This window comes from Burkholderiales bacterium (genome assembly GCA_015075645.1).
Taxonomy (GTDB): Bacteria; Pseudomonadota; Gammaproteobacteria; order Burkholderiales; family Casimicrobiaceae; genus VBCG01.
Genome location: JABTUF010000002.1, coordinates 449,249 through 467,552, shown reverse-complemented (window position 1 = coordinate 467,552; position 18,304 = coordinate 449,249). Strand labels below are relative to the sequence as shown.

At 71.4% G+C, this 18,304-nt stretch carries 17 protein-coding genes and 1 pseudogene; 7 read left to right on the top strand and 11 right to left on the bottom strand.

From position 1 onward, the window contains the following. Positions 1-3: 3 nt before the first annotated feature. Complete coding sequence (locus HS109_05605) at positions 4-2,343, bottom strand: DUF1631 family protein (GenBank protein ID MBE7521845.1); 2,340 nt, start codon at positions 2,341-2,343, stop codon at positions 4-6. Positions 2,344-2,536: 193 nt separating this feature from the next. On the opposite strand from HS109_05605, the gene HS109_05600 reads away from it, so the two are divergent. Together HS109_05600 and HS109_05595 are read left to right on the top strand one after the other, a co-directional pair. Continuing rightward, positions 2,537-2,818 carry a hypothetical protein gene (locus HS109_05600; protein MBE7521844.1) on the top strand — a complete coding sequence of 94 codons (282 nt, stop codon included), beginning with the start codon at positions 2,537-2,539 and terminating at the stop codon, positions 2,816-2,818. Positions 2,819-3,059: 241 nt separating this feature from the next. Beyond that, positions 3,060-3,773 (top strand): hypothetical protein, encoded by a 714-nt coding sequence (locus tag HS109_05595; GenBank protein MBE7521843.1) that lies wholly within the window; start codon positions 3,060-3,062, stop codon positions 3,771-3,773. Between the two features lie 5 nt (positions 3,774-3,778). Here the strand turns inward: HS109_05595 and HS109_05590 are convergent, their stop codons facing one another. From HS109_05590 to HS109_05580, 3 genes are all read right to left on the bottom strand, one after another. Beyond that, positions 3,779-4,528: an SDR family oxidoreductase gene (locus HS109_05590; GenBank protein ID MBE7521842.1), complete on the bottom strand. Its 750-nt coding sequence runs from the start codon at positions 4,526-4,528 to the stop codon at positions 3,779-3,781. A gap of 115 nt (positions 4,529-4,643) precedes the next feature. Beyond that, on the bottom strand, positions 4,644-5,060 hold the full coding sequence (locus HS109_05585; protein MBE7521841.1) for a hypothetical protein: 417 nt from the start codon (positions 5,058-5,060) through the stop codon (positions 4,644-4,646). Between the two features lie 129 nt (positions 5,061-5,189). Next, on the bottom strand, positions 5,190-5,879 hold the full coding sequence (locus HS109_05580; protein MBE7521840.1) for a hypothetical protein: 690 nt from the start codon (positions 5,877-5,879) through the stop codon (positions 5,190-5,192). Between the two features lie 380 nt (positions 5,880-6,259). On the opposite strand from HS109_05580, the gene HS109_05575 reads away from it, so the two are divergent. Then, complete coding sequence (locus tag HS109_05575; GenBank protein ID MBE7521839.1) at positions 6,260-6,799, top strand: hypothetical protein; 540 nt, start codon at positions 6,260-6,262, stop codon at positions 6,797-6,799. Between the two features lie 96 nt (positions 6,800-6,895). On the opposite strand, the gene HS109_05570 is transcribed toward HS109_05575, so the two are convergent. After that, positions 6,896-7,186, bottom strand: coding sequence for a hypothetical protein (locus HS109_05570; protein MBE7521838.1), 291 nt, complete (start codon positions 7,184-7,186; stop codon positions 6,896-6,898). A gap of 349 nt (positions 7,187-7,535) precedes the next feature. Here HS109_05570 and HS109_05565 point away from each other — a divergent pair, with 349 nt between their 5' ends. Then, on the top strand, positions 7,536-8,360 hold the full coding sequence (locus HS109_05565; GenBank protein MBE7521837.1) for a LysM peptidoglycan-binding domain-containing protein: 825 nt from the start codon (positions 7,536-7,538) through the stop codon (positions 8,358-8,360). A 99-nt stretch (positions 8,361-8,459) separates the two neighbouring features. Here the strand turns inward: HS109_05565 and HS109_05560 are convergent, their stop codons facing one another. From HS109_05560 to HS109_05550, 3 genes are read right to left on the bottom strand one after another with little or no spacing between them, the layout of a single operon-like run. Beyond that, positions 8,460-9,449, bottom strand: coding sequence for a hypothetical protein (locus HS109_05560; GenBank protein ID MBE7521836.1), 990 nt, complete (start codon positions 9,447-9,449; stop codon positions 8,460-8,462). A 2-nt stretch (positions 9,450-9,451) separates the two neighbouring features. After that, entirely contained in the window at positions 9,452-10,498 is a 1,047-nt protein-coding gene (locus tag HS109_05555; GenBank protein MBE7521835.1) for a polysaccharide deacetylase family protein, read from the bottom strand. After that, a complete protein-coding gene (locus HS109_05550; protein MBE7521834.1) occupies positions 10,473-12,119 on the bottom strand; it encodes a protein kinase in 1,647 nt (548 codons plus the stop codon). Before HS109_05550 ends, HS109_05555 begins: the two co-directional genes overlap by 26 nt. 250 nt (positions 12,120-12,369) lie before the next feature. On the opposite strand from HS109_05550, the gene HS109_05545 reads away from it, so the two are divergent. Continuing rightward, positions 12,370-13,233, top strand: coding sequence for an FHA domain-containing protein (locus tag HS109_05545; GenBank protein MBE7521833.1), 864 nt, complete (start codon positions 12,370-12,372; stop codon positions 13,231-13,233). Between the two features lie 61 nt (positions 13,234-13,294). Further along, entirely contained in the window at positions 13,295-14,269 is a 975-nt protein-coding gene (locus HS109_05540; GenBank protein MBE7521832.1) for a DUF2628 domain-containing protein, read from the top strand. Between the two features lie 10 nt (positions 14,270-14,279). On the opposite strand, the gene HS109_05535 is transcribed toward HS109_05540, so the two are convergent. From HS109_05535 to HS109_05525, 3 genes and pseudogenes are all read right to left on the bottom strand, one after another. Then, the gene (locus HS109_05535) at positions 14,280-15,236 is read right to left on the bottom strand and encodes a YihY/virulence factor BrkB family protein (protein MBE7521831.1); all 957 of its coding nucleotides are present in this window, start codon (positions 15,234-15,236) and stop codon (positions 14,280-14,282) included. A gap of 712 nt (positions 15,237-15,948) precedes the next feature. Then, positions 15,949-16,836: pseudogene (locus HS109_05530) on the bottom strand (hypothetical protein). Between the two features lie 76 nt (positions 16,837-16,912). Beyond that, entirely contained in the window at positions 16,913-17,548 is a 636-nt protein-coding gene (locus HS109_05525; GenBank protein MBE7521830.1) for a hypothetical protein, read from the bottom strand. 234 nt (positions 17,549-17,782) lie between these two features. Here HS109_05525 and HS109_05520 point away from each other — a divergent pair, with 234 nt between their 5' ends. Beyond that, complete coding sequence (locus tag HS109_05520; protein ID MBE7521829.1) at positions 17,783-18,277, top strand: hypothetical protein; 495 nt, start codon at positions 17,783-17,785, stop codon at positions 18,275-18,277. Positions 18,278-18,304: the final 27 nt, after the last annotated feature.

The window sequence follows — 18,304 nt, the reverse complement described above, 5'->3', positions numbered from 1 at the left end:
GCGTCAGGCCGCTTGCTGCGACCGCTGCGTCCCGATGCGGTCGAGCGCGGCGGACACCGCGCGGTCGACGAGCGGCACCGGCTCCATCACCAGCGCCGCCCGCCCGTTGCGCAATTCCCAGGCGAGTTCCTCCGGCGAATGGACGAACGCCCGCGCGCGGAGCCGGCTCGTGAACACGTAGCGCGTCCGCATCGGACTGATCCAGTGCAACCGGGCGTTGACGCGGCCTTCGGGCGTGTCGAACGCGAGCCAGGTGCCGAGCACGAGATCGTTCACGAAGTCGTGGACGTTCGCTCCCGCGGGGAGTCCGTTCGCGGTCGCCGCCGCCCGGGACATGATCTCCGCATCGGCGGCCGGCTTCGCCGCGCCCGGCTTGATGGCCTCGATGTGCAGCCGGTAGAGTTCGTCGAAGAACGGCTTCGTGCGCTCGGGCTCGAGGCCGAGCGCCTTGCAGCCGTTGCGCAGGCTGACCACGAGGCCGGGCACCATCTTCGTGAGCCGCGCCTTCTGCGCGGTGCGTTCCTTGGCGGTGATGCTCCACAGGAGGTCGTCGACCGTCTTCAGCCCGTTCGCGACGCCCGCTCCGCCCGGGCCTTCCTGCTTGCGCAGCTGCGCGAGGTAGTCCGCCCACACGGATTCGGTGAACGAGCGCACCTCGACCGGCACCTCGACGCCGCCGAGCTTGTCGCGGATCTGCGTGCGCGCGAACGACCGGTCCTCCTCCTTCGCCTCGCTCTCGAGCGCCGTCGCGACGTCGGGCTCGGCCGCGGCCGTGGTGCTGCGCTGCTCCGACTCGATGAACAGCGCGAGCTTGCGATCGGCCTGGGCGAAGACCGCGACGTCGATCTCGAAGCTGTAGCAGATGTCGTCGATGACCGCCGTCGCCGTGCGGCGGAACGCCTCGAAGTAGCGGGGGTCGCCGTTCGCCCCGATCGCGGCGGAAGCGAGGTGGTCGAGGAACCGGCGCGCCGGGTGCTCGCGGTCAGAGAAGAACGCGCGGTCGAGCAGGCCGACCTTGACGACCGGAACCTGCAGCCGGCCGAAGAGCGCGCGCAGAGTCTCGGGGATCGACGGATCGCGGAAGACGTAGTCGAACAGGAGCGCGATCACGTCCATCGTGATGCGGTCGGTCTCGTGCTCGAGCTTGTCGGCGATGGCGAGGCGGATGTAGGGCACGAGGTTGCGCGGAACCTCGACCGCCCCGCCGTCGGCGGACTTCGGCGCGGCCTCGGCGATCGCGGCCGGAAGGTCGAGTCGCTGCCACTGCGCGAGCAGGTTGAACAGCGGCGAGTTCGCGCCGAGCGCCATCAGCGGATCGATGCTCGGCATGTCGCCGGGCACCGCCGCCGCGCCGCCGGTCTGGGGGACCTGCGCGGCGACCTTCGAGAGCGCGGCGAGGCCGGCGATCACCTGCGGCGCGGCGGCGAGGCCGGCCGCCGCCTCGGCGGGGATCGGCACGGTGCCCTCGGGCAGCGGCGGGGCGCCGGTTCCGACACCGGCGATGCGCTGCGACGGCAGCTTGTCGGCGAAGTTGAGCGTGATCGGCGCGTTCGGATCGGAGAACGACGGCGGGATCACGATGTCGGTCGGCAGCGGGCCCGCCTCGCTCATCAGCCGGCTGAAGGCGGGCAGGAGGTCCCGATCGTCTTCGGGCCACAGGTCGCTCTTCGCGCGGAGCGCTGCCTTGATGTCGGGCAGCACGTTGCGATCCGCGAGGAAGCGGTTGACGCGGATGTAGACCTTGTTCGCCGACGGCGTGATGTCGGCGACCAGGCGTTCCATCAGCGGCCGCCAGAGCTTCGGCAACGGATAGATCGCCCGCGAGGTCGCGCCGAGCGCGTCGAGCAGGTACGTCGGGGAGAACGGATTGTCGAGTTCGCGCGTCGGGCGCTCGCCCAGGAGTTCGGCGACGCGGAGGTCGAGCGCGTCGAGTTCGCGCCTGGTGAATCGAAGCAGGAATCCGGTCGCGCTGGTGAGGGCCGCCTGCTTGTCGTGGTCGAACGAGGTGAGCACGCGCAGCGAGGCGAGCGACGCGTCGAAGTCCGGCCGGCGGCCCTTGCGGTGGACGCCGGAGAGCCGCCGCTCGAACAGTTCGTTCAGCACCACGTCGAACCGCTTCAGCCATTCGCCGCGCTTGTCCTGGAACTCCTGCGCCTCGGTGCGCGAGACGTAGTCGGACAATTCGAACAGGTCGCCCATCGTCTCGACCGACGTGCGCGCGAGGGCCGCGACCTCGGACGCGTACATCGCGTGCGCCTGACGCAGGAGATCGGCGGCTTCGGCGGAAGGGCGCGGGGCGGTTCCGCGGTCGGCGGACGGTGGGAGAGAGGGCGCTGCGTTCATCGGTCGGCGCGGCCGACGCGTCGTCAGGCCGCTCCCGGCATTCTATCGGCTGGCGCTCGAGGCGCCCCGGTCGCCGGATGGGAGGGCGCCCGCCGGGGCCGGGCGGGCGCGCCCACTTTGGGAGGCGCCGCGCCGGGCCATCGGGCAATCTCCCTTCGTCGCGCGATGCCGCTTCGTCGCGGCGTCGCTCGCCGTGGTTTCGCACGGAGGGGCCCGGTTCCCGAAGCCGCGCGCCGAGCGCGACGCGATGCCCTGCGCGGTCGTAGACAACAACGTGAAGGGCGCGAAGACCTCCGCCGCGATCGTGGGCGAGGCGCTCGAGATCGGTCGCAACCGCGAGGCGATCCCGTCGATCGTCGACCAATCCGGCGACGAGGCGCGTTCAGGAGTTTCGGGAGGAGCATCGTCGTGCACGCCGACTCTCCCCTGGCCGCGCGCCCTCGATCCGACGTACGCGCTGGCCGCCGCAGGCTGACGTCCCTCCGCGCCGTGCGCCGCCCGTCGACCAGCGCGCGGCGCGGTGCAGAAGTTGCTTTCCCCTTTCGTCGGGGGCGGGCATGCAGCAGAAAGGATTCGGGAGTGACGCGGGGCGTCAGTCCCTGACGGAAGTCGGGGCGGTGTTGCCGCATGCGGCGCCGCGCAGCACGTGCCGCCTTTGCGGCGTCGGCCAACCGTCCGGCACTCGGTTCTGCCCGAACTGCGGGGCGATTCAGCGCGTGTCCGCCTGGCCCGACGATGCCGTAGCCCGCGACCCTGCCGCATCTCGCCCGACGCCGGCGCAACGCCTCACGCGAGATCCGACGCCGCTCACGGCGGCGCCCCGCCGCACGGAGACATCGTCCGAAGAGCGGGGCGAGCGTCTGGTGGCGTGGAGCGCGCTGGGCGTCCTGGCGGTCGCGGCCTTCCTGGCCGTTGAACGCGTCGGCGACCTGCGGTTCCCGCAGGACCAGGCGGCGCGGGGCGCGAGCGACACGACGCGCACAACGGCCCAACCGCCCGCACCGACGATGGCTGCAGCAGCACCGGAGTCGCCGCTTCCCAATGCCACGGCGGCAGGACCGCAAGCCCGGAGCGCATCGACGCAGGGCACGCTTTCGGCCGCCCGGGTCGCCGCCAAACCGCACGCGCGTCCGAAGCCGCGGACGTCCCGCAACTCACCTCCGCGCGAAGTGCCGCGTCCCGCGGTCGCGGCGACGGAAGCACCGCCGCGTGCCGCCGAAGTCGCCGAACCGGCAGTCGTCGCGGTCCTGTCCCACGAAACGGCGCCGCGTTCACGCTGGGACGCGATGCACGACGAGATCGCGACCTGCTCGACTTCCGATTTCCTCGACGGCGCGATCTGCCGCCAGAAGGTCCGCATCCGATACTGCCCCGGGTGGTGGGGCCAGACCGAGGACTGCCCGACGAGGTGGAACGGCTACGGAGGCTGAGGGGACTATCCGCGGCCGACGTAGGGCATCTTCGTGGCCATCAGCGTCATGAACTGGACGTTCGACGCGAGCGGCAGTTCGGCCATGTGCAGCACCGCTTCGCCGACGTGCGCCACGTCCATCAGCGGCTCCTTCGCGACCTGGCCGTTGGCCTGCGGAATGCCGGCGGCCATGCGCGCGGCCATCTCGGTCGACGCGTTGCCGATGTCGATCTGTCCCACCGCGATGTCGTACTTGCGGCCGTCGAGCGACCCCGACTTCGTGAGACCGGTGATCGCGTGCTTCGTCGCGGTGTACGGCGCGGTGTCCGGCCTCGGCGCATGCGCCGAGATGGAACCGTTGTTGACGATGCGTCCGCCGCGCGGATCCTGCGCCTTCATCACCCGGAACGCCTGCTGCATGCACAGGAACGAGCCGGTGAGGTTGATGTCGACGACGTTCCGCCATTGTTCGACGGTGAGGTCCTCGAGCGGGATCGCCGGTGCGCCGACGCCCGCGTTGTTGAACAGGAAATCGACGCGGCCGAACGCGCGCACCGCGTCGTCGAACAGCGCCTTCACCGACGCGGGGTCGGCGACATCGGAGGGCACGACGCGGGTGCTCGCGGCAGGCGCTTCGGCCGCCACCGTCTCGAGCGGCTCGCGGCGGCGACCGGTCAGCACGACGCGCCAGCCGTGGCGTGCGAGCGCGAGCGCGACGGCGCGTCCTATGCCGGTGCCGGCACCGGTGACGATGGCGATCCTGTCTCGGGTCATGGACGACGGACTCCTGCGGAGGAAAAGCCGCAGTCTACGATGGCTGGCCGGGCGCCGCGCTCGCTGCGGCACGCCGCTCGATGGCGGCGCGGCCGGCCGGACCGCTGCGGGGGGGCTACCGGGCGCTGCCGGACGGCCCGGCGGCTGGCGTGGCGCCGGTCGGCATCGCGCCGTAACGCGACCCGATGGTCGAACCGTCCGGGCGAACCGCGTAGCCCGGGAACGCGGCGACGATCTCCGCGGTTGTGTAGTTGCGACCGCCGATGCCGCCCACGCTCGCGACCGGCACGCAGAAGTCCGCGGGGAAGAACACCAGGTTCTCGCCGCGTGCGCGCATCTGCTCCCGGCCAGGCGACGTGAAATCCGAGGCGCCGTCGAACGGCGGGGTGAACGCGCGAAAGACGATCTCGCCGTTGCGATCGTAGACCGTGTAGCAGGTCGGCATGGCCTGCGCGACGGTGGCGCCGGCCGCGATCGCCGCCGCGAGCGCGAAGGTCACGAGTCCGGGCAGGGTCGAAGAAGGGCGGCGCATGGGAGACCTCCGTGGGTTCATCGGGGCATTCAACCCCGAACTCGACCCCCCTGTCCACTCCGGGCGTCCGGAACGCCCGTCCGCCCGGCAGGGAAATGCAACAAGTCGGTGTCGACCCCGGTGTCGCCGTCATGCATTCGGACCGCAGCGTTGCGCGAGCAGGGCGTATTCGCCCGGAGTGTCCACCGCGGCATTGCGCGCGGCGAGTTCGTCGCGGGCGCGCGCCATGAAGGCGTCGAGCCATTCGCGCAACTCCGTCTGGAACGCGGCCTGCACGGCCGGCATCGTCGCGCCGTGGCGGGTCTTGCCGCCGAAGCGCGCGTCGAGTTCCGCGGCGAGGGTCCGGACCGCCTCATCGGCGTAGCCGTCGAACACCGCGACATGGGCGCGCTCGTGCGCGAGGATCAGCGGCTCCGCGCACGCGTCGTGGGCGTATTCGCGCGCCACGTAGACGGTCATCCCCGAGAGTTCCACCTCGATGCGCACGCGGGGACGCGCGCAGGCGCGGCCGCCGCGGGCGTCCTCGAGGCCGTCGAGTTCGATCTTCGAACGGTAGCCGAAGCTCGCCCGCGTGAGGCCGACGGTGCGGTGGCGCGGCGACGTCGATTCGCCCAGGAGTTCGAGGTCGCCCTGAGTGCGCGACCGGTCGACGTCGAAAGCGTGGCGGGTCCGCACGACGTCCACGCCGCCGGGAGGCAATGACCCGCAGCGCTCCTCGAAGCGCTCTCGCGCGACGTTGTCGGCGAAGGTCCGCGCGCGGTCGCAGCCCGCGACGAGGGCGAGAAGCCAGCCGAGCACGAGAATTGCAGTGCTTCGCATCGCCGAATGCTATCGAGTCGGATCGATTTCGGACGGAACCGTCGGTCGGCCGCCCCCGTCCGACGGGTGGTGTTGCGCGCCAACCAATGACGTTGTCATAGTAGGGAGGCGCTCGGTCCGTCGCAGGCCGGTGCGCGCCTTTGCCCATGCCACGCCGCGGTTTTCGCCTGACGAGATGTTCGATCTGCGGCCAGCCCGCGCTGGCCGGCGGTCGACTGTGCGCGGCTTGCCGCGCGGCGCTGAAGCGGGCGCGCGACACCACGGTATCGGAGGGCATGCCGTCGTCCCGGATGCCGCGCAAGCTTCCCGTGCTGCATTCCGCCACGCCCGACGCGCCGTTCGCGGTTCCCGCAGCCGGTTCCCGGCGCCACGGCCCTCGCTTGAGCTGGGCGATCGGTGCGGCCTGCGTCGTGGCGGCGGGCATCGTGTGGTTCATCCATTCGCACGACGAGGCGGGAGCCTCCGCGACGCGGCTCACGGACGTCGAAACCGCCGAGGCGATCGAGGCGAGCGAGGCACCACTGGCCCAGGCACCGCTTGCGGCCATCGTGCCGGAACCCGCGCGGCCGCAGCCGCCGGTCGCGCGCGAACCGCTGGATCCGCGGTCGATGCCTTCGAGCATCGCCGTGCCGCGACCGGTCGCGAAGCCCCCGGCCATGACCCCGGTGGAGCCACCGCCGGTCGTAGTGCCGGAGCCGGAGCCGCCTCCACTCCCCGCACCGGTCGTCGTTGCCCGGGCACCGCCGCCGCGCGCGGCCCCGGATCGCTGGCAGGTGCTCGCGGACAAGATCGAACAGTGCCAGGGCAACATGTTCACACGCGTGTTCTGCCAGGAGTCGCTGCGCCTCGAACATTGCGAGGGCTACTGGGGCCGCGTGCCGCCCTGCCCGGCGAAGGTGGAGCGGGAACACGGCAACTGACGGCGCGGTTCGATTCGACTTCACGCGGCGGCGGCTGGACGGAACCTGCACCCGCTCACGGCGGCGCGCTCCCCGGTGGCATCGGACGCGCCGCGGCTACTTGACGCGGACGATCACGGCGATGACGCGCCTGGCGTCGACGACGGCGTCGAAGAATTCACGCCCGGCGATCTCCGACAGGTGCACGATGTCGGGGGTCACGAGCTTGACCGTGCCGGTGAGTTCGTCACCGGGGCCGAGCTTCAGCGTGACGCGCTTGCCGGTGTGCGCCGCAAGGACCTTGCCGATCGTGTCGCCGGCCCCGATCGACGGCGACTGGGCGGCGGCCGGCAGGGCAAGACACGCGGCGGCGAGGAGCAGGGCGGAAATCGTCGGGAAGGCGCGCATGATGGGATCCGTTCGGAAGGGGCAGGCTTCCGTAGTCTAGCGGTGGCCGGGGTCCGCGTCGCGCGTTCGCGTGGCGCGACCGCGACGCCCGTGTCGCCTTGCGCACGTCTTTGCGGTGTCCGGGCTGGCATCCGGGCGTCGGGCGTGCAATAGTGCGGGTTCGCCGGCCGACACCCGTGGCGGCGCGCGCTTCGCCCAGAGTCTTCCCATGACCGCATCGATCCCTCGATCCGTTCGCCTGACCTTCGCGGTCGCCGCTGCCCTCGCGGTCGCCGCATGCGCGACGCAGGAGGCAGGTGCTCCGAAATCCGGCGAACCCCCGAAAGCGCCGGTTGCTCCACCGCCCAAGGTGGTAGCACCCGAGCCTGCGCCGGTCGTGCCGGCCGCGCCGGTCGCCCCCGAGATTCCGGCGGCGGAGGCGCGTCCCGCGGCGCAGCGGCTCGCGTTGCAGGCGGTCGACCAGTTGCAGGTGGGCGACGAGGCGACCGCGCGCCTGACGCTCGAGCAGGCGCAGAAACTCGACCCGGCGAACGAACTCGCGAAGAATCTGATGGCGCAGATCAACGCCGACGCGCAGAAGGAACTGGGCTCGGTGTTCTTCCGCCACACGATCCAGTCGGGCGATTCGCTGTCGCGCCTCGCACAGCAGTACATGGGAGATCGATTCCGGTTCTGGATCCTCGCGAAGTACAACGACATTCCGAACCCGTCGCGCGTCGCGGTCGGCCAGGTGGTCAAGATCCCCGGCCGGCAGCCCGCTGCCGTGACGCCGCCGGTGGCCGAGACCCCGGTGCCCGCGCCCGCTCCGAAAGCCCCGGAGTCCGAGGCCCCGAAGCCCGAACTCGCGGACGCGATGAAACGAGGCGCGGATCTCGAGAAGGCCGGCAACCTCGAGGCCGCGTACGCGGCGTACTCGGACGCCGCGCAACGGTTTCCGACGAGCCACGATGCGGCGAGGAAGCGCGACGCGTCGAAGGCGGCGCTCGTCCGGTCGCTCGACCGCGAGGCGTCGGTCGCGTTCCAGCGCCAGAATCTCGACCTCGCGATCGCCAAGTGGGAACGCGTACTCGAACTCGACCCCAACAACCGCAAGGCGCGCCTCGAGCGTGAGCGCGCGCTCGACCTCAAGAAGCGCCTGGCGGAGAAGTTCGGCAATACGGCCCCGGCGAAGTAGGCCATCCGCTGGCCGGGTTGGTGCGTACCGGACCCGTCCACCTCCCGGACGTGAAACGCCGTCCGATGCGGTTGCATCGGACCAGCTCGGAGCGCACCGCTACTTCGCCGGAATCCTCGACAGCTTGTCCCGGGCCGCGGTCGCCTCGCGCAGGCTGCGCTGGGCGTTGGCGTTCTGCGGATCGTAGCGGACCGCCTGCTCGAACGCGCGCACGGCGCCGGCGAGGTCGCTCCGCATGAGCCTCGTGCCCCTGGCGTAGTACTCGGCCGACAGTTGCCGGCGGAGCGCGGCGATCCTGGCCGACCACTCCGCCTGCGGCTCTCCGCGCAGCACGAGCGCCTGTTCGTAGAGGCCGAGCGCGGCTTCGCGCTGGCCCTTGCCGTCGAGATCTTTCGCGCGCTCGGCCACCACGGCGCCGGCTCGCTGGCGCGACGCGCGGTCGCGGGGGTGCGCGTCGACCCATGCCTTGATCTCGCGCAGTGCGCCGGCGGTGTCGCCGGCCCGGAACATCTCGAGGCGCTGGTCGAGTTCGACGCTGTCGTTCGCGGGAGTCGCGACGGGCGCGGCCGGCTTCGCAGCGCGCGCCTCCACGACCTGTTCGTGGGCGTTCGCGCGCGCCGCACGTCCCGACTGCAACCGGGCCATGTTCTGCCGATCGAGTTCGCGCAGCGCGCGCGCGGCTTCCGCGTTCCTCGGGTCGAGCGCGAGAACATGCATGAAGGCGGCCGACGCGCGCGCCGCGTCGCCCGTCCGCATCGCGTTGCGTCCGGTCTCGAGCCCTTCGCGCACGCCCTTGCGGATCTGCTCGCGCAACGACTCGACCTCGCGCCTGGCGGCTTCGTCGTCGGGAGCGAGCAGCACGACCACGTGCAGGTGATCGACGGCGGTGGCGAGGTCGCCGGCCGCGCGCGCCTGGCGCGCCAGGTCGCGGTGGCGCGCGACGGCCTCCTCGCGTGGGCCGTCGGGCCGAACGATTCGCGGCGGCGGCGCGGGTTCGGCGGGGCGGGACTCCGGCGGCGCGGGCTGCTGCGCGCACGCGGCCACGAATCCCGCCGCGAGGAGCGCGGCGCGGCGTCGAGCGTACGCCACCGTCACGGGCGGGGAACCGGCAGCGCGGTCACGAGCTTGGAACGGAATGCATCGAGGTCGTCGCCGCCGTAGATCATGCTGCGCCGGAGCATCGGCGGCGGGGCGAAGAACGCGTTGCCGCCGGGGGTCACGGTGACGCCCGCCTTGACGTCTTTCGCCCTCAGCAATTCGACCACCGTGTCGTTCACGTCGCCGTAGGGAAACGCGAAGGACACCGTGCGCTCGCCCAGGCGGGACCAGATCACGTCGATCGGCGTGTCGACCTCGCTGCGGATGCGGTCGCGGTAGCGCGCCTCGCTCTCGTTGGCGTGCCGGAGCGTCAGGTTCGAGTGCGTCTTGCTGTGCGGCTGGATGTCGACGGCGCCGCCCGCCGTCATCTCCTTCATCTGCGCCCAGGTGAGCGCGTCGGGCGCGCCCACGAAGTCGGTGTACAGGTACACCGTGGCCGGGAAGCCGTATTTCTTCAGGATCGGCCAGGCGATGTCGTAGGTCGAACGGTAGCCGTCGTCGATCGTCACCACCACCGATTTCTTCGGCAACGCTGTCTTACCGTCGAGGAACGCGATGAGTCTCGACATCGGGATCACCGTGTAGCCGTTCTGCGCGAGGTGGCGCATCTGCGCGTCGAACGCCTGCGGCGTCACCGTCGTCGAGTTCGGCTTGGCGCCGAAACGGTGGTAGCAGAGGATCGGGACCGCCTGCACGGCGGAGGGCTCGACGCCGCCGGGATTGAGTACCGCCAAGGGAATCGCGAGCGGGCGCCCGGGCCGCGCCTCGTCGACGCGGTTGAACTCCGCGATCTCGAAGCGGCGCGAACGGTCGCCCATCCAGCGCTCGGCGAGCGCGCCCAGGTCCTCTCCCGCGCGCGGCACGACGACGACGAACGCAGCGTCGCGCGCGAGCAGCGGCCCGGTCTCGGCCGGCGCGAACGAGTAGACGGTCGGCCGTTCCGCCGGCTTCTGCGGCGCCTCGGCGCAGGCGGCCACGAGCGCGGCGAGCGCGAGCGCGAGCGCTCGCCGCAGGTCAGCCCGGGACGGCGGGGGCGGCATCGGGGCCGGCGGGCGCGGCTGCGTGAGCGGCGGTCGCGGGGTCATGTCGGGCCTCCAGGGCGGCGGCGGTCTTGTCGAACGCCGCGTACAACTCGCCGAACTCGTCCTTCCTCGTTTCGCCGATGCGTACGTCGTAGCGGCCGTGCGCGATCTCGTCGAGCGAGCTCTTGAGCACCCGGATCGGCGCGGCGATGCGTCGCGCGAGCAGGAAGGTTCCGGCGGCCACCGCGGCCACCGTCACCAGGGTCAGGATGGCGAGCAGCACGAACACGAGATTCGCGACCCGGGCGAGCGGCGCCTCGTAGATGCCGAGGTGCACCGCGCCGATGCGCTTCTTCTGGAACAGCACCGGCACGTCGAAGTCGAGCACCTTGCCGCTGTCGAGTTCGTGGGTGCGCACGGTCACCTCGGCATCGGGCGAACCGACCGGGGTGGCGGCCGGCGGCGCCACGTATTTCTGGCCGACCTGCTTCGGATCGTTGCTGCCTCGCACGACGCCCGTATCGTCCATCACGATCAGGTAGGGGAAGTCCTGCCGGCCGAGCGTGTCCTGCACGAAGACGTCGATCGCCGCGTAGTCCTCGGCCAGGAGCGGCACCGCGCTCTGCGTCGCCATGAACTTGGCGAGCGACGCCCCGTAGCCCTTCACCTGGTCGAGCATCGCCGCGTATTGCCGCTGGTAGAGGATGCCGGCGGTGACCGTCATCGTCACGGCGACGATGGCCGCCATGATCGCCGCCCACCGCACCGACAGGGAGATGCCCTTGCCCTGGTCCTTCTTCTCCTCCTCGTCCTTGAGCTCGCGCGCGACGCCGATCAGCGCCTGCGCGAACTCCTCGCCGGTCTGGAAGCGCTTCTCCGGCTGCTTCTTCAGCGCGCGTTCGATGACCCGGCGCAGCGACAGCGGGGCGTCCGGCCGCAGCTTGTCGACCGTCGGCGGATCGGTCTGCGTGATCTTCATCGCCACGCTGATGATCGAGTCGCCCTCGAACGGCAACTGGCCGGTGACGAGCTTGTAGAGGACGACGCCGACGCTGAAGAGGTCGGAGCGGGAGTCGACCTTCTGCCCCAGCACCTGCTCGGGCGACATGTAGTTCGGCGTGCCGAGCACGTCGCCCAGTTGCGTGTGCTGGGTGAGCTCCTTGTCGGAGCCGTCGATCCGGCAGATTCCGAAATCGGTGACCTTCACCTGGTTGCCCGACGACACCAGCATGATGTTGCCCGGCTTGATGTCGCGGTGGACGATACCCTTCTTGTGCGCGTAGTCGAGCGCGCGGGTGAGCTGGATGCCGATCTCGACGACGTCGCGAGTCGACATCCGCTGCTCGCTGCGGATGAGGTCGGTCAACGTCATGCCGTCGACCAGCTCCATCGCGATGTACGGGTGCTTGCCGTCGACGCCGACGTCGAAGATCGTGACGATGTTCGGGTGCGACAGCGTGCCCGCGCCCTTCGCCTCGCGCAGGAACCGGAGCCGGTACTGGTCGTCGTCGGCCAGCTGGCTCTTCAGGAGCTTGATGGCGATCTCCCGGTCGATCTCCGGGTCGTAGCCCTTGTAGACCCGCGCCATCGCGCCTTCGCCGATGATCTCGCGGATCTGGTAGCGTCCCAGTCGTTCCATCGTCGTGCTCGTCCTCGTGGAGGCGGCCGGCCACGACCCGGCGCCCCGGCGAGGATACTGCGCCGAGGCGGTTCGGCATAGTCCCGCGTGGCGGCGCGGCGGGGCGAATGATCGCGTTGACGCGCTCCGCCGGTCGCCCGAGGCTGACCTCCGGCCTTGATGCCTCCGGCTCATCCCCTGTACCCTTGCGCTCGACGCGAGCGCTCACGCGATGCCGACGGACCCCGCCCCCGCACCGAAACAAGCCGCGATTCTGTTCGCCGACATCGCCGGCAGCACCCGGTTGTACGAGACACTCGGTGACAGCGAGGCGCTCGCGACGATCACGCGCGCGCTCGACGTCATCCGGCAGATCTGCGAGGAACACGGCGGGCGCGTCGTCAAGACCATCGGCGACGAGGCGATGGCGATCTTCCCCAACGCCGCGAACGCCGCCTACGCGTCGATCGCGATGCAGACCCAGGTCTCGGCGCAGAAGACGAGCCGGGGCGCGCCGCTCGCGATCCACGCCGGATTCCACTTCGGGCCGGTCATCGAGGAGGCGAAGGACGTGTTCGGCGACTCGGTCAACCTGGCGGCCCGGCTCACCTCGCTCGCGAAGTCGGGCCAGACGCTCCTCTCCGCCGACACCCTCGCGATCCTGTCCCCGTCGCTGCGCTCCCGCACCCGTCCGCAGGACACGCACACCGTGCGCGGCAAGCAGTCCGACGTCGCCGTGTTCGAGCTGATCTGGCAGGAGTCGCGCGAGGAGCTCACGGCGATGGCGCCGCGCGCGAGCTTCCGCGCCGCCGCGCTGAAACTGAAGTACGGCGGCAACGAAGTCGAGCTCGGGCCGGACGTCAACCTGTTCACGTTCGGCCGCGACGCGCAGAGCGACATCGTGGTCGGCGACAAGATGGCCTCGCGGCAGCACGCGCGCATCGAGCGGCGGCGCGACAAGTTCGTCCTGATCGACCACAGCACCAACGGCACGTTCTGCACGGTGCACGGCGAGAACGAGATCGAACTGCGGCGCGAGGAGTTCACGCTGCGCGGCCGCGGCCGCATCTCGTTCGGCCACGCGTACGCCGAGGACCCTGCCGAGGCGGTCGAGTTCGAATCGCGCGGCGCCTGACGGGGCGCATCGCCGGGTCGGAACGGTTGCCTTCCGCGCCGAGGAGGACAACAATCGGCCGATGACCGCGTCGGTTCCCCCGGACTTCGCGCACGAGACGGCCCTGGCGCTCGCGCCGGCCACCGCGGCAGGCTCGACGATCGGCAGGGATACGGTGCGCATTCCCGGCGTGACGTCGGGGGGGCCGGCCGTCGTGCGCCCGGCGCTCGCGGTCATGTTCCGCGTGGCGATCGGGCCGCGGGCCGACCGCTACGTGCCGCGCTTCCTCGACTTCGAGCGCGCGGGACGCGCGCAGGCGGGTTGGAACTGGCCCGCCTTCGCGGCCCCGCCGGTGTGGGCGTTCTACCGCCGGCTGTGGACGGAGGGCGTCGCGTTCGCGCTGCTGCCGGTCGCCGGGGCCTTCGCGTTCGCGGCGTTCGGCGGCGCGCTCGAAGGTGCCGGAGCCGCCTGGTGGATCGCGCTCGCGAGCTTCGTGTGGCTGCTGCCCTCGGGGCTCTCCGCGCTCGCGGCCGACGCGCTGTTGTGGGGGAAGACCCGGCGCGTCGTCGCCGCCGCCGAGATCGCCGCCCGGAGCCCGACGCAGGCGGTCGAGTCGCTCTCGAAAGTCCGTCCGACCTCGCTCACGGCAGCCATCCTGCTGGGTGGCGGAGCGATCGTGCTCACGACCGCCGCGCTCGGACCGCCGATCCGTTCCGAATACGTCGCGCATGCCGCGCGGGAGGCGGTCACGCGCGCGCTTGCATCGCTGCGCGGGGTCCAGGAAGCGGTCGAGGCCGCGCGCGATCGCTCCGGGACCATGGCGCACGCCAGGAACGTCGGCCGGGAGCTCGCAGCGAGCGATGGACGCTACGTCGGCGACGTGGCGGTGGACGCGGTGAGCGGCCGGGTGCGCGTCGCCCTCGGGGCGGCGGTTCCCGGCGCGGCCGGAAAGTCGATCGTGCTCGCGCCGACGCTCGACGCCGCCGAGCGCGTGCAATGGGTCTGCGTGCCGATCGACATTCTCCCGCGCCACCTGCCCGAGGCCTGCCGGCGCTGAATGCGTCGGTTCAGAGTCGCAGTCCGGGTGCCGCGCCCTCATGGCGCCGCAGCCGGCGCTCGTAGACCGCGATCACCTGGGCGCCCAGGAGCAGCACGGTCGCCGCGATCTCGAAGCTGAGCAGCACCGCGATCGTCGTCGCGAACGAGCCGTAGACGACGCCGATCTGCGAGATCGTGGCGAAATACCAGACGAGGATGTGGCGCGTGATCTCCCACAGCAGCCCGGCGACGATCCCGCCCAGGAGCGCGTGCCTCAGCCGAAGCTGGCCCGCGGGCATCACGAGGTAGATCGCGGTCAGCAGCAGGATCTCGCCGGCGACGCCCACCAGGTAGACGACCCACACCGTCATCCGGTCGAGGTCGTGCGGCTCGCCGAACGCGCGGAACCCGGTGGCGGAGAGCGCCTGCAGCGCGCCCGAGACGATCGTGATCGCCACGAGCCCGACGCCGACGATGACGATGAACGCGTACGGAATGAGCATCGAGGTGACCCAGGCGCGCTCGCGCTCGCGGCGGCGGTGATGGAAGATCACCGAGAACGCCTTCTCGAGGATGCCGAACGCGAGCGAGCTGAAGAAGAGCAGCACGAAGACCACGGCCCACGAGATCTCGAAGCGATGGCGCAGGAACGACGCGATGTCGGCGACCACCGCCTCCGACTGGCCCGGCACCACGAGTTCGAGGTAGCGCACGAGCGTCGAGATCAGCATCGACGGGTCGAGCACGTGCGACAGCGCGATGACCAGCAGGATCAGGAGCGGGACGATCGACAGCAGCATGTAGTAGGCGACCGCGCCGGCGAGGAGCAGCCCGTGGTTGTGGGCGAACTCGCGGAACACTTCGCGCACGAACGGCCAGGGATGGCGCGCGATCTCGACCGCGGGGGAGACGTAGCGACGCAGGCGGGTCGCCGCGCCGCGACCGGGTGGCGGTGCCGTGTCCGCGGCCGCGGGCAGCTCACCCATGCGTCAGAGGTCGAACGCGACGACGCGCGCGCCGAACCGCACGCCGTGCCGCGCGGCGCGAGGGGATCGCCCTCACGCGGCGGATCCCGAGGAGAAGCACGAGTCCTGCGACGAGCAACGCCATGAACGTCCGCCCCCTGCAAAGCGTCACTCTACAAGACGCGCGGTCGGGTCAGGGCACGGAGCTCGCTTTCGTCGATGCCGGTGGCGTGCACATCGCGACCTGCGCGGGACCGTAGCCTTCGGCGACCCAGCCCTCGGAGAGCATCGCCTGCTTCTGCGCGGAGGAGGTGACGTAGCGATGGTTGACCGCGCGCCTGCCGTTGAAGAGGCGATGGACCGGCTCGCTCCCCGGCGGACAGGCACCGGTGACCGCATCGGGCAGCGCGACCGCGAATACCTCGCGCGACTCGAGGAGCCAGGCCGCCCCGAAGCGGTCGAGCACCGCCTGGCACTCGTCGGGCGAAGCCGAGTAGAAGTGGGTGTCGAGGCCGGCCTGCGGCAAGCCCCAGAACCGGCAGACCGGCGTCGCGGCGGGAAATGCACGCGTCCCCGGCGCCGCGACCCGGATCGATTCGCCGGTGCGCCGCCACCCGGGCAGCGCGCCCGCGTCGAGAAGCGCGATCTCGGCGGGGTTCGAGGTCATGAAGTAGTCGCCGGTCGACGCACGGTGGAACTCGATCGCCGCGTCACCGTCCGGGGGAAGAGGCGCGCGGGTGGCGCCCGAATCCGGATCGACGACGAGCGAGGAGACGTCGACTGCTTCGAACGAGGCGCCGGTGAGACGGGAGAGCGCGTGCAGGTCATCGTCGCTCCAGCGCGGATCGGGCGCGCCGGACAGGAACCACGACGACCCGTTGTCGGCGAGCATCATCCCGTAGCGCTCGAGCGCGACTAGGATCGGCCGCACGCTCGCCGGGAAGGCGGAGACGTCGACGTCCGCCTTGAGCCGGAAGCGGGCGCCCATCGGCGGGTAGTCGCTGCCCGAGAGACTCGACGCCTCGTGCCGCGCGGGCCAGACGTATTCGCCGCGCGTTTGCGGCGCGGTGAAGCGCAGCGCGTGCGCGATCTCGCCGGCGAATGCCTCGTCGTAGCGCACGAGCCCGGGCAGGATCGGCAGGCCGGCAGCGTCGGCGGAGGTCCAGCCCGCCGGCCGCAGCGCGTGGCTGCGGAGGTCGAAGATCGCACCCGAGCCGGCGCGCCAGCTCCCGTCCGCGTTCGGGTAGGCCGCGAACAGCTCGTGCAGGCGGCAGGTCGCCGGATCGACGATGATCACATGGCGGTCGCCTTGCGACTGGCTCCCGCCTTCGACCGGCGCGTCGGGCGGAATCGGCCACGGGCCCGCGTCGCTCTCGTCGTCGTACTCGAAGCGGACGGCCACCGCGGGCGAGCCGGCGGGCGCGACGATCCAGGGAATGCCGTTCGGCGCGCCGTTCCAGACGGTGCCGAAGTCCGGATGCAGCGGCCTGGTCGCGCCGACCGTGGCGACCCAGGCGTTCGACTGCGGATGCACGGGCAGGGCGTCGACCCGGACATTCCAGACGTTGTCGGCCGGAAACACCGGGCAGCCGCCGACGACCGGAGGCGCGGCGCGCGTCATCGGCGCGAACGCGAGCGCCGCGCAGAGCGCGATCGAAGGGCCGCCCGCTCGCGCTCGCGCCTTGCGGCTCATCGCGTCAATCGTCGTCGGCCTGCCAGGCCACCGAGAACGGCCGCGCGACCGCATCGAGCGCGGTGACGAGCCGGACGCGGACGAACGACGACAGGTCGCCGAAGCCCTCGCGCAACGCCTGAGCGCCGTCGGCCTTCGAGAGCTGGTGGAAGCGCGATCGCCGCGTCGAGGGCCGGGCGCGCACGACGAGCGCGATCGACAGTTCGTCGAGCCGCGAGTCCCGGCTGAGGTAGGCCCCGTGGAGCGCGACCGCGGCGATTTCGAGCGGATTGCGCGCCCATTCCCGGTTCACCCGCTCCGCCAGTTCGCACGCACGCACGACCAGGAGTTTCGCCTTCGCGCGCGGCAGGGGTTCGACGATGCGGGCGTTCGCGTACTCGACGAGCTTCGAGGTCACGAGGAAGTCGCTCCCGGGGTCGGCCGGTTTCTGCAGGAGGCCCTCTGCGCACAGGTCGTCGAGGAGCGCCCGGCCGTCGACCGTGTCGACGCCGAAGTCCTGGCGCAGGAACGCGCCGCGTACGCGGGCGCGCTCCGGCGCGAGGCCGGCGATGCGCGAGGCAACGCGCGCCGCGGCCGAACGGAGCGCGACGGCGTCGAGGCCGAAGTATCGGCGGTCGGAGACGAGCGTGCGAGCTTTCATCGGGGTTCCGGGGGCGGGGGATGTTATGACATTAGCATAGTGGCGTCGATCCGGGGTGGCGATGGGCCCCCGGGGCCGCGCGGGTCGGGCCACGTTGCGGCGCCGATGCAACGTTCGCTCTCCTCGTGCGCCCGGGCGTTCGCGCCGGAGCCGGAGTACATTGGACCTGCGCCGCGGTCCGGTCGGCGCCGGCCGGAATCGAGGTGGGTTCCCGCCGGGCCAAGGAGGAATGCGATGCTGCGCTTCTCGCCTCAGGTGATCCCGTTCATGCTGATGGTGGCCGCGATGTTCTTCGCGGCGCAGGGGGCGTTCGTCTCCGCGATCCACCTCTGGTACGGGAACACGTATCGTCAGGTCGCGTTCGTGATGGACGAGTGGCGCGACAACGACGGGTCGCCCTACGTCGCGGGCAGCATCGCGGGGTCGAGCGAGCCTTCGCCGTTCCATCTGCCCGGCAAGGTCGTCGACGGCGCTCGCGTGCTGGGGGAGGCGCCCACCGTACCGTTCGAAGCCGGGCGCACGGTCAACGTCTGGTATTCGCCCGACGCGCCGCTCATGACCTACAACGGCGAAGGCGTGAACGCCGTGCCGGTCGACGGCCTGCCGGTGCGTCCGGGCTGGGGTCGCCTGCTGGCGAGCCTCGCGACGACCTTCGCCGTGGCGGTCGTCGGGCTGTTCGCCACCGTATGGGTGGCGAAGCGCTGGGCGATGCGGATCACCGTTACCTGAACCGGGTTCAAACGACGCGCGGCCGGC